This window comes from Pseudomonas sp. NFX5, from assembly GCF_049132125.1.
Classification (GTDB): domain Bacteria; phylum Pseudomonadota; class Gammaproteobacteria; order Pseudomonadales; family Pseudomonadaceae; genus Aquipseudomonas; species Aquipseudomonas marginalis.
The window spans coordinates 1-14,821 of sequence record NZ_JAFMZG010000029.1; the positions used below are offsets into that span (position 1 = coordinate 1).

14 protein-coding genes are annotated in these 14,821 nt (G+C 63.6%); 8 read left to right on the forward strand and 6 right to left on the reverse strand.

Annotated elements, in window-relative coordinates; translation table 11 throughout:
- Positions 1-105: 105 nt before the first annotated feature.
- The 4 genes from recO to tadA all read left to right on the forward strand — a co-directional run bounded on the left by recO (position 106) and on the right by tadA (position 3,574).
- Positions 106-795 (forward strand): DNA repair protein RecO, encoded by a 690-nt coding sequence (gene recO / locus J1N02_RS19000; RefSeq protein WP_092356244.1) that lies wholly within the window; start codon positions 106-108, stop codon positions 793-795.
- A 52-nt stretch (positions 796-847) separates the two neighbouring features.
- On the forward strand, positions 848-1,591 hold the full coding sequence (pdxJ, locus tag J1N02_RS19005) for a pyridoxine 5'-phosphate synthase (RefSeq protein WP_027604659.1): 744 nt from the start codon (positions 848-850) through the stop codon (positions 1,589-1,591).
- Positions 1,592-1,694: 103 nt separating this feature from the next.
- On the forward strand, positions 1,695-3,077 hold the full coding sequence (locus tag J1N02_RS19010) for a multicopper oxidase family protein (RefSeq protein WP_027604658.1): 1,383 nt from the start codon (positions 1,695-1,697) through the stop codon (positions 3,075-3,077).
- Positions 3,077-3,574 (forward strand): tRNA adenosine(34) deaminase TadA, encoded by a 498-nt coding sequence (gene tadA / locus J1N02_RS19015; RefSeq protein WP_053133694.1) that lies wholly within the window; start codon positions 3,077-3,079, stop codon positions 3,572-3,574. The genes J1N02_RS19010 and tadA overlap by 1 nt, the downstream gene beginning before the upstream one ends.
- 33 nt (positions 3,575-3,607) lie before the next feature.
- On the opposite strand, the gene cmoB is transcribed toward tadA, so the two are convergent.
- The 6 genes from cmoB to J1N02_RS19045 all read right to left on the reverse strand — a co-directional run bounded on the left by cmoB (position 3,608) and on the right by J1N02_RS19045 (position 10,106).
- Positions 3,608-4,564 carry a tRNA 5-methoxyuridine(34)/uridine 5-oxyacetic acid(34) synthase CmoB gene (gene cmoB / locus J1N02_RS19020; RefSeq protein ID WP_421147580.1) on the reverse strand — a complete coding sequence of 319 codons (957 nt, stop codon included), beginning with the start codon at positions 4,562-4,564 and terminating at the stop codon, positions 3,608-3,610.
- A complete protein-coding gene (cmoA, locus tag J1N02_RS19025) occupies positions 4,561-5,304 on the reverse strand; it encodes a carboxy-S-adenosyl-L-methionine synthase CmoA (RefSeq protein ID WP_027604655.1) in 744 nt (247 codons plus the stop codon). The genes cmoB and cmoA overlap by 4 nt, the downstream gene beginning before the upstream one ends.
- Before the next feature lie 35 nt (positions 5,305-5,339).
- A complete protein-coding gene (locus J1N02_RS19030; protein ID WP_098480328.1) occupies positions 5,340-5,996 on the reverse strand; it encodes a lysoplasmalogenase in 657 nt (218 codons plus the stop codon).
- Position 5,997: 1 nt separating this feature from the next.
- Entirely contained in the window at positions 5,998-6,387 is a 390-nt protein-coding gene (locus tag J1N02_RS19035) for a protease inhibitor I42 family protein (protein ID WP_092356250.1), read from the reverse strand.
- A gap of 189 nt (positions 6,388-6,576) precedes the next feature.
- On the reverse strand, positions 6,577-8,997 hold the full coding sequence (gene lon, locus J1N02_RS19040) for an endopeptidase La (RefSeq protein ID WP_027604652.1): 2,421 nt from the start codon (positions 8,995-8,997) through the stop codon (positions 6,577-6,579).
- 119 nt (positions 8,998-9,116) lie between these two features.
- Positions 9,117-10,106 carry a GntR family transcriptional regulator gene (locus tag J1N02_RS19045; RefSeq protein WP_098480327.1) on the reverse strand — a complete coding sequence of 330 codons (990 nt, stop codon included), beginning with the start codon at positions 10,104-10,106 and terminating at the stop codon, positions 9,117-9,119.
- Positions 10,107-10,443: 337 nt separating this feature from the next.
- On the opposite strand from J1N02_RS19045, the gene J1N02_RS19050 reads away from it, so the two are divergent.
- From J1N02_RS19050 to J1N02_RS19065, 4 genes are read left to right on the forward strand one after another with little or no spacing between them, the layout of a single operon-like run.
- Complete coding sequence (locus tag J1N02_RS19050) at positions 10,444-11,775, forward strand: amidase (RefSeq protein WP_368962147.1); 1,332 nt, start codon at positions 10,444-10,446, stop codon at positions 11,773-11,775.
- Between the two features lie 11 nt (positions 11,776-11,786).
- Positions 11,787-12,665 (forward strand): polysaccharide deacetylase family protein, encoded by an 879-nt coding sequence (locus J1N02_RS19055; RefSeq protein ID WP_010212857.1) that lies wholly within the window; start codon positions 11,787-11,789, stop codon positions 12,663-12,665.
- 38 nt (positions 12,666-12,703) lie between these two features.
- Complete coding sequence (locus J1N02_RS19060) at positions 12,704-14,044, forward strand: MFS transporter (protein WP_027604649.1); 1,341 nt, start codon at positions 12,704-12,706, stop codon at positions 14,042-14,044.
- Between the two features lie 10 nt (positions 14,045-14,054).
- Positions 14,055-14,816, forward strand: a complete 762-nt coding sequence (locus tag J1N02_RS19065; protein WP_027604648.1) for an SDR family NAD(P)-dependent oxidoreductase — start codon at positions 14,055-14,057, stop codon at positions 14,814-14,816.
- Positions 14,817-14,821 lie beyond the last annotated feature (5 nt).

The window sequence follows — 14,821 nt, forward strand, 5'->3', positions numbered from 1 at the left end:
CCCCGATAGCGGTGGATCAGTTAATAAATAAGTGACTGAGCCACCGCCATCGGGGGCAAGCCCCCTCCCACATTAGGTTTGTGTTGTTTTCAAGATAGAGAACCCATGTCCCAATCCCCACCCACCAGCCAACTCGCCTACGTGCTGCACAGCCGCGCCTACCGCGAGACCAGCGCGCTGGTGGATTTCCTCACGCCCCAAGGCCGTCTGCGCGCGGTATTGCGTAGCGCGCGGGGCAAGGCGGGGACATTGGCGCGACCTTTCGTGGCGTTGGACGTGGAGTTTCGCGGCAAGGGCGAGCTGAAAAACGTCGGCCGCCTGGAAAGCGTCGGCACGTCCGCCTGGCTCAATGGCGATGCACTGTTCAGCGGCCTCTACCTCAATGAACTGCTGATCCGCCTGTTGCCCGCCGAAGACCCGCACCCGGCGGTCTTCGATCACTACGCCGCCACCTTGCTGGCCCTGGCCGAGGGCCGCCCCCTGGAGCCGCTGTTGCGCGCCTTCGAATGGCGCCTGCTTGACGACCTGGGCTACGGCTTCGAACTGCACAACGACCTGCACGGCGACCCCATCGCCGCCGACGGCATGTATCGCCTGCAGGTGGATGCGGGTCTGGAGCGTGTGTACCTGCTGCAACCGGGGCTGTTCCAGGGCACCGAGCTGCTGGCCATGAGTGAAGCCGACTGGACTGCACCGGGCGCCTTGTCCGCTGCCAAGCGCTTGATGCGCCAGGCGCTGGCCGTGCACTTGGGTGGACGGCCGCTGGTCAGTCGCGAGTTGTTTCGAAAGCCCTGACATCCCCGTGTATGCTGTGCAGCGTTTCTTTCCCCTTTTCAGGAGCGCTTCCGTGACCACCAGCAATCGCATTCTTCTTGGCGTCAACATCGACCACGTCGCTACCCTGCGCCAGGCCCGGGGCACCCGTTACCCTGACCCGGTCAAGGCCGCGCTGGACGCCGAAGAAGCGGGCGCCGACGGCATCACCGTGCACCTGCGCGAAGACCGCCGCCACATCCAGGAGCGCGATGTGCTGCTGCTCAAGGACGTGCTGCAAACCCGCATGAACTTCGAGATGGGCGTCACCGAAGAAATGATGGCCTTCGCCGAGCGCATCCGTCCGGCGCACATCTGCCTGGTCCCGGAAACCCGCCAGGAACTGACCACCGAAGGCGGCCTCGACGTGGCCGGCCAGGAAGCGCGGATCAAGGCCGCCGTGGAGCGCCTGTCGAAGATCGGCAGCGAAGTCTCGCTGTTCATCGACGCCGACGAGCGCCAGATCGAAGCGTCCCGCCGTGTCGGCGCGCCGGCCATCGAACTGCACACCGGCCGGTACGCCGACGCCACCACACCGACCGAAGTGGCGGATGAACTGCAGCGCATCATTGACGGTGTGAACTGCGGCCTTAATGAAGGCCTGATCGTCAATGCCGGCCACGGCCTGCACTACCACAACGTCGAAGCCGTGGCCGCGATCAAGGGCATCAACGAGCTGAACATCGGCCACGCGCTGGTGGCCCACGCGCTGTTCGTCGGTTTCAAAGGCGCGGTGGCCGAGATGAAAGCCCTGATCCTGGCGGCCGCCAAGCGCTGATCGCAGATCCGCGGCAATGCGAAGCCTTACTGTTTAGCCAATGCAGGTGTATCGTATCCGCCCTTTGCAGGCCCTGCGCCTGCGGCAGATACGTGAGGTTGTTGTGTCCCGATCCTTTTCCCGTCGACAAATCCTGGGTGGTCTTGCAGGCCTGGCCGTAGTGGGCGTCGGCGCCGGTGGCGCCTACCGCTACTGGCTGGGGAAAGTCGCCGAAGCCGAAGCGGGGCATGATTACGAACTGATCGCCGCGCCGCTCGACGTAGAACTGGTGCCGGGGCACAAGACCCAGGCCTGGGCCTTCGGCCCTTCGGCACCGGGCACCGAGTTGCGCGTGCGCCAGGGTGAGTGGCTGCGGGTGCGCTTTATCAACCACCTGCCGGTCGCCACCACGATCCACTGGCACGGCATTCGCCTGCCGCTGGAAATGGACGGCGTGCCCTACGTCTCGCAATTGCCGGTGCTGCCCGGCGAATACTTCGACTACACATTCCGCGTGCCCGACGCCGGCAGCTACTGGTATCACCCCCATGTGAACAGCAGCGAAGAACTCGGCCGCGGCCTGGTCGGCCCGCTGATCATCGAAGAACGCGAACCCACCGGGTTCAAGCACGAGCGCACCCTGAGCCTGAAGAGCTGGCATGTGGACGAAGAGGGCGCCTTTGTCGCCTTCAGCATTCCCCGTGAGGCCGCGCGAGGGGGCACGGCCGGGCGGTTGTCGACCATCAATGGCGTCTCCCAGGCGGTGATCGACCTGCCTGCCGGGCAGATCACCCGTGTGCGCCTGCTCAACCTCGACAACACCCTGACCTATCGCATCAACATCCCCGACGTCGAAGCGCAGATCTACGCCCTGGACGGCAACCCCGTCGAACCACGCCCGCTGGGCAAGGAATACTGGCTGGGTCCGGGCATGCGCATCTGCCTCGCGATCAAGGCGCCGCCGGCGGGTGAAGAACTGTCGATCCGTAACGGCCCGGTGCGCCTGGGCACTTTCCGCTCAGTCGCCAACACCGACGCACCGACCGAATGGCCGCCGGCATTGCCCGCCAACCCGATTGCCGAGCCGGACCTGGCCAATGCGGAGAAACTCAACTTCAATTTCGAGTGGGTCGGTTCAGTGTCGGTGAATGTCGATAATGGCAAGCCGCCGAGCCTCTGGCAGATCAACGGCCAGGCCTGGGACATCACCGACAAGACCTGCGCCGACCGCCCGATTGCCAAGCTGGAAAAAGGCAAGAGCTACATTTTCGAATTGAAGAACATGACCCAGTACCAGCACCCGATCCACCTGCACGGCATGAGCTTCAAGGTGATCGCCTCGAACCGCCACAAGGTGATCCCGTATTTCACCGACACTTACCTGCTGGGCAAGAACGAACGCGCCCGCGTGGCATTGGTGGCGGATAACCCCGGGGTGTGGATGTTCCACTGCCACGTGATCGACCATATGGAAACCGGCCTGATGGCCGCCATCGAGGTGGCGTGATGCGCCAGTTTCGCCCCACGGCGATCATCGACCGCAGCCGCGACCAGGATTTCATGCGCGAAGCCCTGGCCCTTGCCGCCCAAGGCGCGGCGCTGGGCGAAGTGCCGGTGGGCGCGGTGCTGGTGCAGGACGGTGAAATCATCGGTCGCGGCTTCAACTGCCCGATCAGTGGCAATGACCCCAGTGCCCACGCCGAAATGGTCGCCATCCGCGCCGCCGCGCAGGCTGTCAGCAACTACCGCCTGCCGGGCAGTACGCTGTACGTGACCCTGGAACCGTGCAGCATGTGCGCCGGGCTGATCGTGCATTCACGCATCGCGCGGGTGGTGTATGGCGCGTTGGAGCCGAAGGCGGGGATTGTGCAAAGCCAGGGGCAGTTCTTTACCCAGGGCTTTCTGAACCATCGGGTGTTGTTTGAAGGCGGTGTGCTGGCCGAGGAGTGCGGCACGGTGTTGAGCGAATTCTTCAAGGCCCGCCGAGCCAAGCCCCCGCTCTAAAGAACGCTTCATTTTTTCAGGGAGCTTGGGGGCTTACTTTTTAGCGATGATGACCGCCCGCATCGGCGCCGGCAGCCCTTCAATCGTCTTGCTGTGATCCTGCGGATCGAGGAAGTCGCTGAGGGATTGATACTTCATCCACTCCGTTCCGCGCTGTTCCTCCACCGTGGTCACGCTCACATCCACGCACCTCACATCACTGAACCCGGCACGCCGCAGCCACAGCATCAGTGCCGGCACCGACGGCAGGAACCACACGTTGCGCATCTGCGCATAACGGTCTTCCGGCACCAGCACCTGTTGCTGGTCGCCTTCCACCACCAGGGTTTCCAGGACCAGTTCGCCGCCCTTGACCAGGGTGTCCTTCAGCGCCAGCAGATGCTCGATCGGCGAGCGGCGGTGATAGAACACCCCCATGGAAAACACCGTGTCGAAGCCTTCCAGGTTCGCCGGCAGGTCTTCAAACGGGAACGGCAGGTGCCAGGCCTTGGGTTCGGACAGGTAACGCTGTACGGCCTGGAACTGGCAGAAGAACAGCCAGTTCGGGTCGACGCCAATCACGCTGTCGGCCCCGGCGCCGAGCATGCGCCACATGTAGTAACCGTTGCCGCAACCGACATCGAGAATACGCTTGCCCTTCAGGTCCAGGTGCGGGGCCACACGCGACCACTTCCAGTCCGAGCGCCATTCGGTGTCCACATGCACGCCGAACAGGTGGAACGGGCCCTTGCGCCACGGGCTCAAGCCCATCAGCGCGGTGTGCATCTGCGCGCGGGTGGCGTCGTCGCAATCGGTGTCCAGCACCAGGCCATTGAGCAAGTCGACTTCGCTGGGCTGGATCTTAGGCAGCGCGTGCAAGGCACTCTGCCAACGCTCCAGGTCGCCATGACCCTTTTCCATCTTGTTATCGAGCTGCGCTTGCAGGCCTTGGGCCCATACGGCCAGCGGGGTGCCGACCAGATGGCGGGCGAGGGGGGACAGATCAATCATGGCAAGGCAATCAACGAGGCAAAGTTAAGACACTGGAACCACGGCACGACTTTCGAGAACCCGGCCGCCAGCAGGCGTTCGCGGTGTTCTTCGAGGCTGTCGGGCTTCATGACGTTTTCGATGGCGCTGCGCTTCTGGGCGATTTCCAGTTCGCTGTAGCCGTTGGCGCGTTTGAACGCGATATGCAGGTCGGTGAGCAGCGCATGCTCTTCCAGGTCATTGAAGCGCAGCTTTTCCGAAAGGATCAATGCACCGCCGGGCAATAACGACTGGCGGATACGCCCGAGCAACGCCAGGCGCTCATCCGGGGCGATGAATTGCAGGGTGAAGTTCAACGCCACCACCGAGGCCGGCTGGAACTGCAGCGCGAGGATGTCGCCCTCGATCACCTCCACCGGCAGCAGCTCCTGGAACATCGAGTCCTGGCCATTGAGGTATTCGCGGCAGCGCTCGACCATGGCCGCCGAGTTATCCACCGCGATCACGCGGCAACCGTCGGTGCGCACATGACGGCGCAAGGCCTGGGTCACCGCGCCCAGGGACGAGCCCAGGTCGTAGAGCACGCTGTGCGGTTGGGCAAACTGCGCCGCAAGCACGCCGAGGTTTTCGACAATCGTCGGGTAACCGGGCACCGAACGCTTGATCATGTCCGGGAACACCCGCACCACGTCCTCGTTAAAGGCGAAGTCCGGCACCTGGGGCAGGGGCTGGGCGAATAGGCGATCGGGTTCTTTGCTCACGGTTGTTCCGGCGACGAGGGGGAAAGGCCGGCATTTTAGCCAAGTTGGCCCTCGTGTGCGCGGGTTGTCTGATGGAAAGCCGAGGCGGTGATGCCCCACTGTCCGAGCCAGTAGGTGACGATCAACAAATACGGCGCGGCGTCGAACGACAGCACAAACCGATTGATACCGATCAGCGTGTCGGAAAACACAAACGACACCGCGCCCGCCGCCGCCAGCAGCGCCGAGCGTTTCGGCACATCGCTGCCCACGCGTGCCAGCGCACGCCAGAGCATGGCGCTGATCACCAGTGCGTAAACCACCACCGGTATCAGCAGTTCACCGAGGCCATGGGAGATCAGGATGCTCAGCAGGGCCGCGCCCACGCCCAGCGCCAACGCCAACGGCAGCAGCGCCAGGCGGCGGCAGTCGCTGCAATAGGCTTTGAGGTAGGCCAGGTGGGCAAACAGGAAGGCGCCAAGGCCGAAGATAAACAGGTCGCCCGGCCAGGCCAGCAATACATCGCCGACCAGGGAGAAAATCAGCCCGAGGCTGATCCAGCGTCGATACTCGGTCGGCGGCGCATCATGCAGCCAGCCCAGCAGCGCCAGCACCGGCAGCGGCTTGACCAGCAGGCACAGCAACGTGGCATGGGTGCTCAGGCCGTAGATAAAGGTGCCGGCGCCCATCAACGCAAGAATCAGCCATGGCATATCAGTTCACCGTAATGGCGCAGTCGAAGGTCTCGGCGGGTTCGGCTTCCGGTTCCCAGGGTTGCTGGGAGGTCAGGCGCAACCGCCCCTGGCCGGCCGCGAATGCCTGGAAGCGCCAGGTGGACTGGCCGCCGCCGCCGATCACACCGGATTCCGAGCTGCTGTACACCTCGGGGCCCAGGGCCCGCAATACGCCGCCGGCGGAATCCTGGATGGCCCAGCGGTAGCCGGTGGTGGGGTTACTCGGCAGGGTGAGGATCAGGTTTTGCCCGGTCTTGAGTTGCAGCGGGCAGGCGCTCTGGTTGTCCACGGTGACGTTTTGCTTCGGCGCACTGGCACAGGCGGCGAGCAGGCAAAGGCTCAGGGGGAGAAGCAGGCGGGCAGCGGTCATGAGGGCTCCGTTGTTTGGCGACGAAGACCGAGCATAACCGAAGATAAGACAGGGTGTTACAAGCAGGATACAGGTTGCGGCCACTCACGCCTCATGGGGGCAAGCCCCTCCCACATGTTGATGTGTGAACACATTCAAGTGTGGGAGGGGGCTTGCCCCCATGAGGCGAGTTCAGGCGCTAGCGTTCTATCAGAACAACACCTTCGCCACATCCGCAAAGCGCTTGGCAAAGTGCACCGTCATGCCTTCCTTCAGGTACTCCGGCAACTCTTCAAAACTGCCACGGTTCGGCTCCGGCAGAATCAGCTCGTGGATCTTCTGGCGCCGCGCCGCAATCACCTTCTCGCGCACGCCGCCAATCGGCAGCACATGCCCGGTCAACGTCAGTTCACCGGTCATGGCCACGCCTTTTTTCGGCGCTTGGTTGCGCGCCAGGGACAGCAGCGCGCTGGCCATGGTCACCCCGGCGCTCGGGCCGTCCTTCGGCGTGGCGCCTTCCGGTACGTGCAAGTGCACGAAGGCTTCGTCGAAGAACTTCGGGTCGCCGCCAAACGACTTCAGGTTGGAGCTGATGTAGCTGTAGGCGATTTCGGCGGACTCTTTCATCACCTCACCCAACTGCCCGGTGAGCTTGAAGCCGCGATTGAGGGTGTGGATACGGGTCGCCTCGATCGGCAGGGTCGCGCCACCCATGCTGGTCCAGGCCAGGCCGGTGATCACGCCGGTACCCGACAGTACCTGCTCGTTGCGGAACACCGGCATGCCGAGGGAGCTTTCCAGGTCCTTGTTGCCGATCTTGATCACCGAGTTCGGCTCATCCAGCAGCTTGACCACCGCCTTGCGCACCAGTTTGCCCAGCTGTTTCTCAAGCTGGCGCACCCCGGCTTCACGGGCGTACCCGTCGATCAGTGCGCGCAGGGCGCCGTCACTGATGCTCAGGCTGTTTTTCGACACGCCGGCTTTTTCCAGCTGTTTTGGCCACAGGTGGCGTTTGGCGATGGCGACTTTTTCTTCGGTGATATAGCCCGACAGGCGAATCACTTCCATACGGTCCAGCAGCGGGCCGGGGATCGAGTCCAGGGTGTTGGCGGTGCACACGAACAGCACCTTGGACAGGTCCAGGCGCAGGTCCAGGTAGTGGTCGAGGAATTCGACGTTCTGCTCCGGGTCGAGGGTTTCCAGGAGTGCCGAAGCCGGGTCGCCCTGGAAGCTCTGGCCCATCTTGTCGATCTCGTCGAGCATGATCACCGGGTTCATCACTTCCACATCCTTGAGCGCCTGCACCAGCTTGCCCGGCAGGGCGCCGATGTAGGTGCGGCGATGGCCCTTGATCTCGGCCTCGTCGCGCATGCCGCCGACGCTGAAGCGATAGAACGGCCGCCCGAGGGACTCGGCGATGGACTTGCCCACGCTGGTCTTGCCCACGCCCGGCGGGCCCACCAGCAGCACGATGGAGCCGGCGACCTCGCCTTTATAGGCGCCCACCGCGAGGAACTCGAGGATGCGGCTCTTGATGTCATCCAGGCCGGCATGGTGCTTGTCCAGCACCTTGCGTGCGTGTTTGAGGTCGAGTTTGTCCTCGCCATACACGCCCCAGGGCACCGAGGTGGCCCAGTCCAGGTAATTGCGCGTGACGGCGTATTCCGGCGAGCCGGTTTCGAGGATCGACAGTTTGTTCAGTTCTTCATCGATACGTTTTTTCGCCTGGGCCGGCAGCACCTTGCCTTCCAGGCGTTGCTCGAACTGCTCGACGTCGGCGCTGCGGTCGTCCTTGGTCAAGCCCAGTTCCTGCTGGATGACCTTGAGCTGTTCCTTGAGGAAGAACTCGCGCTGGTGCTCGCCGATCTTGCGGTTCACCTCGGCGGAGAGTTCTTTTTGCAGGCGCGCGACTTCCACCTCCTTGCGCAGCATCGGCAGGACTTTTTCCATGCGCTTGAGCATCGGCACGCAGTCCAGCACTTCCTGCAGCTCGTTCCCGGTGGCCGAGGTCAGCGCGGCGGCGAAGTCGGTGAGGGGCGACGGGTCGTTGGGGCTGAAGCGGTTGAGGTAGTTCTTCAGCTCTTCGCTGTACAGCGGGTTGAGCGGCAGCAGTTCCTTGATCGCATTGATCAGCGCCATGCCGTAGGCCTTGACCTCGTCGGTCGGCTCGCTCGGCTGGTGCGGGTATTCCACTTCGACCAGGTACGGTGGGCGGTGGTGCTTGAGCCAGGTCTTGATGCGCACGCGGGTCAGGCCCTGGGCGACGAATTGCAGCTTGCCGTTCTCGCGGCTGGCGTGGTGTACCTTCACCAGGGTGCCGTACAGCGGCAGGCTCGAGGTGTCGAAATGGCGCGGGTCTTCGGGCGGCGTGTCCATGAAGAACAAGGCCAGGGAGTGATGGTCGGATTTGCTCACCAGCTCCAGGGTCTCGGCCCACGGCTCTTCGTTGACGATCACCGGCAGCACTTGCGCCGGGAAGAACGGCCGATTGTGGATCGGGATGATGTAGACCTTGTCCGGCAGGTTTTGCCCAGGCAGGGCCAGGCCGGTATTGGACGAAGGGGTTTCAGCGTTTTCGGGGTCGGCGTAATCGTTGAGGTCGTAATCAGGGAATTCTTGCTGGTCGCTCATGGGGCACCTGCATAAGGAAGTATGCAGCTTAGATGGGGCGGGGCAGCAGTGGTTTCAATGGTGGGGGTGAGATAGCAACATATTGCAGGAAATTACTGCGGCGACCCTGCCGCATTGGATCAGCTGATTTTGTGAAGGTAGGCGGGGAGTGGCTGCTCTGGCAGCACCGACAGGACTTTCAAGCGCTGCAACATCCGCTGCCGGGCCCGTTGCAGATGCTCGCGCAGGTTCAACGCCGCGGCATCGAATGCGCCATGCAGCAGCAGCTCCAGAATCAAGCGATGTTCGGCAAGCATCGCCGGATCGGCGCCGATCCCCAGCAATCGGTAAAAAATCCGGCTGATGATCATCGGGCTCTGGCCCTGGCGAATCAGCGCGGCAATCTTGCGGTTCTGCAGGCCGGCCAGGCAGCGCTGGTGCAGGTCCTCTTCGATCTGCTCGATGGCTTCCAGGCTGCACTGGGGGCTGTCCTGGGCATCCAGCACACGCTGCAGCATGGCTTCCAGCATGTCGCGGTCGAGGTTCGGGGCACTCTGGCGCAGGGCTTCGGGTTCCAGGCAGGCGCGCAGTTCGTAATCTTCGGTGACCTCCCGCGCGGTCAGGGGCCCCGCCAGCCATTGGGAATAGGGCTCTTTTTCCACCAGGCCACGGTCGCGCAGGCGCATCAGCGCTTCACGCACCACCGCGCGGCTGACGCCGTAGTGGTCGGCGGCGGCCTGCTCATCCAGGCGGTAATGGCCAAAGGCGATACAGGTGGACAGCGCCGCGCCGATTTCCTCGACGATGCGCTCGCCCAGCGGCCGGGTGTCCACCAGTTCGGCCTCGCCATTGAGGCCCAGGTGCGCATGGCTCAAGGGCAGGCGCAGCGGCTCCATGGCCAGGCCGTCGGGGTTGATCAGGTAACCCCGGCCGTTGAAGCGGCAGATCAAGCCCTCAGTGTGCAGCAGGTCCAGCGCCTTGCGCACCGGCACGCGGCTGGTGCCGAACAGCTCGGCCAGGGGCGCTTCCAGCAATACCAGGCCATGGCGGGCGGTGCCATTGACGATCGCGTCGCGCAACACCTGGTGAATCATCGCGTAACGGGAGGCCGAAGCGGACACTGCTTTCATCGATTTCTCAAAGGCATGTAGGACGATGGCCGGGGATTCTCTCATAAGTTGCGCCTGTCACTCTGCGCCACGTCGGTGGCACTTTTTTGGGGCCTTGAACGTAGGAATGTTACTTTTCTGCACCAAAATGTACTTATTAATAAAAGGTACATTATTTCATTGAAGGCGCTTCGCAAGCGTGGCGCACGTTTTTTTTCCATCGATCAACACCATCTATCCCGTAGCTATGGGTAAGAATGCGTAATCGCGCCAAGAGCGCTACGCAGAGACTGGCACGAAAGCTGCCTTTGTAAAATGTACATTTTATTAATATGTACGTTTTATGAGGTTTCCCCTGATGTCAGACGCCACTTCACTGGCCGAGGATTTCGCCAACGGTCGCAGCGACCCGGTGCAAGTCCTTGAGCAGGCACTCGATCAAGCGAGCCGCTCGACCAGCGTATTTATTGCCCTGACCGCCGAACGCGCCCGCCGTGAAGCCGAAGCGTCCGCCGCCCGGTGGCGTGCCGGCCAGCCCTTGAGCGTGTTCGATGGCGTGCCCCTGGCCTGGAAAGACCTGTTCGATGTGGCCGGCAGCATCACCACCGCCGGTGCCGCCTACCGCCGCACTGCGCCCGCCGCGTTGCTGGACGCCCCCAGCGTGGGCCTGTTGTGCCGTGCCGGGATGGTCAGTGTCGGCAAGACCAACCTCAGCGAACTCGCCTATTCCGGTTTGGGCCTGAACCCGCATTTCGGCACGCCGCACAATCCCCATGGCACCGACCAGGCGCGTATTCCCGGCGGCTCGTCGTCCGGTTCGGCGGTGGCGGTCGCGGCCGGTATCGTGCCGATCGCCATGGGCACCGACACCGCAGGCTCCATCCGCATTCCGGCAGCGCTCAACGGCCTGGTGGGGTACCGCAGCAGCAGCCGACGCTACAGCCGCGACGGTGTGTTTCCCCTGGCCCGTTCCCTCGACAGCCTTGGCCCGTTGACCCGCAGCGTGCGCGATGCCTTGGCCATCGACGACCTGCTCCATGGCCGTGCCCGGCAGCACAGTGCCCGCCGCCTGAAAGGGCAGCGTTTTGTGTTGGAACAGGGGGTGCTGGCCGACGTGGAGCCTGCGGTGCGCAACAACCTGCTGCGTGCCGTTGAGCGACTGAAGGCCGAAGGTGCGCTGATTGAAGAGCGTGACAGCACCCCGTTCCAGGCCACCCTGGAGCTGATCAAGCACCAAGGCTGGCTCGGCGCGTTCGAAGCCTTCGCCCTGCACCAGGCCCTGCTCGACAGTGCTGACGCCGAGCACCTCGACCCCCGCGTGCGCCGCCGCCTTGAAGCCGCGCGCACATTGCCGGCCAGCCAGTTGATCCACCTGACCGACGCACGTCGCCGCCTGCAACAGCAACTGCTCGATGACCTCGACGGCGCGATCCTGATCACCCCCACCGTCGCCCATGTCGCCCCGGCATTGGCACCGCTTGAAGCCGACGACGAACTGTTCGTGAAAACCAACCTCGCCACCCTGCGCCTGACCATGCCCGGCAGTTTTCTCGACATGCCGGGCATCAGCTTACCCAGCGGCCGCGATGCCCAGGGCCTGCCCACCGGGCTGCTGCTCAGCGCCCCGAGCGGAGAAGATGCGCGGCTGTTGCGCGCGGCCTTGTCCGTCGAATCCGTCCTCAACCTTTAAGGAGAAACACCATGGCTAAAGACATCCTCTGTGCATTTGGCGTCGACGTCGACGCCGTCGCCGGCTGGCTCGGTTCCTACGGCGGCGAAGACTCGCCCGACGACATCTCCCGCGGCCTGTTCGCCGGTGAAGTCGGCGCGCCGCGCCTGCTCAAACTGTTCGAACGCTACGGCCTGCGCACCACCTGGTTTATCCCCGGCCACTCGATGGAAACCTTCCCCGAGCAGATGAAGGCCGTGGCCGACGCCGGCCACGAAATCGGCGTGCATGGCTACAGCCACGAAAACCCGATTGCGATGACCGCCGAGCAGGAAGAAATCGTTCTCGATAAATCCATCGAGTTGATCACCCAAGTCACCGGCAAACGCCCCACCGGCTACGTCGCGCCGTGGTGGGAATTCAGCAAGGTCACCAACGAGCTGTTGCTGAAAAAAGGCATCAAGTACGACCACAGCCTGATGCACAACGACTTCCACCCCTACTACGTACGCAAGGGCGACAGCTGGACCAAGATCGACTACAGCCAGCACCCCGACACCTGGATGAAACCCCTGGTGCGCGGCGAAGAAACCGATCTGGTGGAGATCCCGGCCAACTGGTACCTCGACGACCTGCCGCCGATGATGTTCATCAAGAAAGCCCCCAACAGCCACGGCTTCGTCAACCCGCGCCACCTCGAGGAGATGTGGCGCGACCAGTTCGACTGGGTCTACCGCGAGCACGAACACGCGGTGTTCACCATGACCATCCACCCCGACGTGTCCGGCCGCCCGCAAGTGCTGCTGATGCTCGAGCGCTTGATCGAACACATCCAGAGCCATGCCGGCGTGCGTTTTGTCACCTTCGACGAAATCGCCGACGACTTTATCCGCCGCCAACCGCGTACCTGATCCCAACCCAAGCAGCCCCCACCTCCCGAGGCGCGATTATGTCCATCTACAACAAGCTTGACCTGACTGGCTGGAAACCCCGGCAACTGACGTCCCAGGAAGTGCGCTTCGCCACCTGGATCGCGTTTTTCGCCTGGGTGTTTGCGGTGTACGACTTCATCCTGTTCGGCACCTTGCTGCCGGAGATCGGCCGACACTTCGGCTGGGGTGAAGTGGAACAGGCTGAAATCGCGACCTGGGTGGCGGTGGGTACCGCCGTGGTAGCCTTGGCCATCGGGCCGATCGTCGACAAGCTGGGGCGGCGCAAAGGGATTATTTTCACCGTGGCCGGTTCCGCCCTGTGCTCGGCGCTGACCGCCATTGGCGGCGCGTGGGGCAAGTCGCCGCTGATCCTGATCCGTTCGCTGGGCGGCCTGGGGTATGCCGAAGAAACCGTCAACGCCACCTATTTGACCGAGCTGTATGGCGCCTCGGAAGACCCGCGCCTGACCAAGCGCCGCGGCTTCATCTACAGCCTGGTGCAGGGCGGCTGGCCGGTCGGTGCGTTGATCGCCGCCGGCTTGACCGCGCTGTTGCTGCCGATCATCGGCTGGCAGGGTTGCTTTATCTTCGCCGCGATCCCGGCCATCGTCATCGCGATCATGGCGCGCAAGCTCAAGGAGAGCCCGCAGTTCCAGATCCACCAGCGCATCAGCCAACTGCGTAAAAGCGGCGCGGTGAAAGAAGCACAAAACGTTGCCGTGACCTACGGCGTGGACTACGACGAACACAGCAAGGCCGGCCTCAAGGCGGCCTTCCGTGGCCCGGCCCGTCGCGCCACCCTGGTGATCGGCGCTGCGCTGCTGCTCAACTGGGCAGCGATCCAGGTGTTCAGTGTGCTCGGCACCTCGGTGATCGTCAGCGTGCACCACATCTCGTTCGAGAACTCGCTGATCATCCTCGTGCTGTCCAACCTGGTGGGTTATTGCGGCTACCTCAGCCACGGCTGGATGGGCGACAAGATCGGCCGCCGCAATGTGATCGGCCTGGGCTGGATGCTCGGCGGCCTGGCGTTTGCCGGCATGCTGTTTGGCCCAAGCAATATGCCGATGGTGGTCGGGCTGTACAGCCTGGGCCTGTTCTTCCTGATCGGGCCGTACTCGGCGGCACTGTTCTTTATCAGTGAAAGCTTTCCCACCAGCATCCGCGCCACCGGCGGCGCGATCATCCATGCCATGGGCCCGATTGGTGCCGTGGTCGCGGGCTTTGGTGCGACCCAGGTGTTGTCCGCCGGCAGTGACTGGCAGACCGCCGCGCTGTGGTTCGGCGCGCTGCCATGCTTCTTGTCCGGCGCCCTGATGTTTGCCGCACGCCATGTGCGTCCGGAAACCGTTCAGTAAGGAGAATGTGATGAGCCGTAAAGTTGCCCTGATTACCGGTGCCGCCAGTGGCATCGGCCAAGCCCTCGCCGTGGCCTATGCCCGCAGCGGCGTGGCGGTGGTGGGCGGGTATTACCCGGCCGATCCCCACGACCCGGGCACCACCGTGTCGTGGGTGGAAGAGGCGGGGGGCGAGTGCCTGATGTTGCCGCTGGACGTGGGCGATACCGACTCGGTGGACGCCCTCGCCGAGCAGGCGGTGCAGCATTTCGGCCGGCTGGATTACGCGGTGGCCAACGCCGGTTTGCTGCGCCGTGCGCCGCTGCTGGAAATGACCGACGAGTTATGGAACGAGATGCTCAATGTCGACCTGACCGGGGTGATGCGCACCTTCCGCGCGGCGACGCGGCATATGAACGAAGGCGGCGCGCTGGTGGCGATCTCCTCGATTGCCGGCGGCGTGTATGGCTGGCAGGACCACAGCCATTACGCGGCGGCCAAGGCCGGTGTGCCGGGGTTGTGCCGTTCGCTGGCGGTGGAACTGGCGCCCCTGGGCATTCGCTGCAATGCAGTAATCCCGGGGTTGATCGAGACGCCGCAGTCGCTGGATGCGAAGAACTCGCTGGGGCCGGAAGGTCTGGCAAAAGCGGCGCGAGCGATTCCGTTGGGGCGGGTAGGGCGCGCGGATGAAGTGGCGTCGCTGGTGCAGTTCTTGACCAGTGAAGCGTCGAGTTATTTGACCGGGCAGAGCATCGTCATCGACGGCGGCCTCACCGTGCGCTGGCCTGACTGACTGAT

What these genes read in the sequence shown, in the direction of transcription:
- J1N02_RS19065 (WP_027604648.1), top strand. Translation starts at nt 14,055, where the DNA reads ATGAGCCGTAAAGTTGCCCTGATTACCGGTGCCGCCAGTGGCATCGGC.
- tadA (WP_053133694.1), top strand. Translation starts at nt 3,077, where the DNA reads ATGCGCCAGTTTCGCCCCACGGCGATCATCGACCGCAGCCGCGACCAG.
- recO (WP_092356244.1), top strand. Translation starts at nt 106, where the DNA reads ATGTCCCAATCCCCACCCACCAGCCAACTCGCCTACGTGCTGCACAGC.
- J1N02_RS19060 (WP_027604649.1), top strand. Translation starts at nt 12,704, where the DNA reads ATGTCCATCTACAACAAGCTTGACCTGACTGGCTGGAAACCCCGGCAA.
- lon (WP_027604652.1), bottom strand. Translation starts at nt 8,997, where the DNA reads ATGAGCGACCAGCAAGAATTCCCTGATTACGACCTCAACGATTACGCC.
- J1N02_RS19055 (WP_010212857.1), top strand. Translation starts at nt 11,787, where the DNA reads ATGGCTAAAGACATCCTCTGTGCATTTGGCGTCGACGTCGACGCCGTC.
- J1N02_RS19030 (WP_098480328.1), bottom strand. Translation starts at nt 5,996, where the DNA reads ATGCCATGGCTGATTCTTGCGTTGATGGGCGCCGGCACCTTTATCTAC.
- J1N02_RS19045 (WP_098480327.1), bottom strand. Translation starts at nt 10,106, where the DNA reads ATGAAAGCAGTGTCCGCTTCGGCCTCCCGTTACGCGATGATTCACCAG.
- cmoB (WP_421147580.1), bottom strand. Translation starts at nt 4,564, where the DNA reads ATGATTGATCTGTCCCCCCTCGCCCGCCATCTGGTCGGCACCCCGCTG.
- J1N02_RS19035 (WP_092356250.1), bottom strand. Translation starts at nt 6,387, where the DNA reads ATGACCGCTGCCCGCCTGCTTCTCCCCCTGAGCCTTTGCCTGCTCGCC.
- J1N02_RS19050 (WP_368962147.1), top strand. Translation starts at nt 10,444, where the DNA reads ATGTCAGACGCCACTTCACTGGCCGAGGATTTCGCCAACGGTCGCAGC.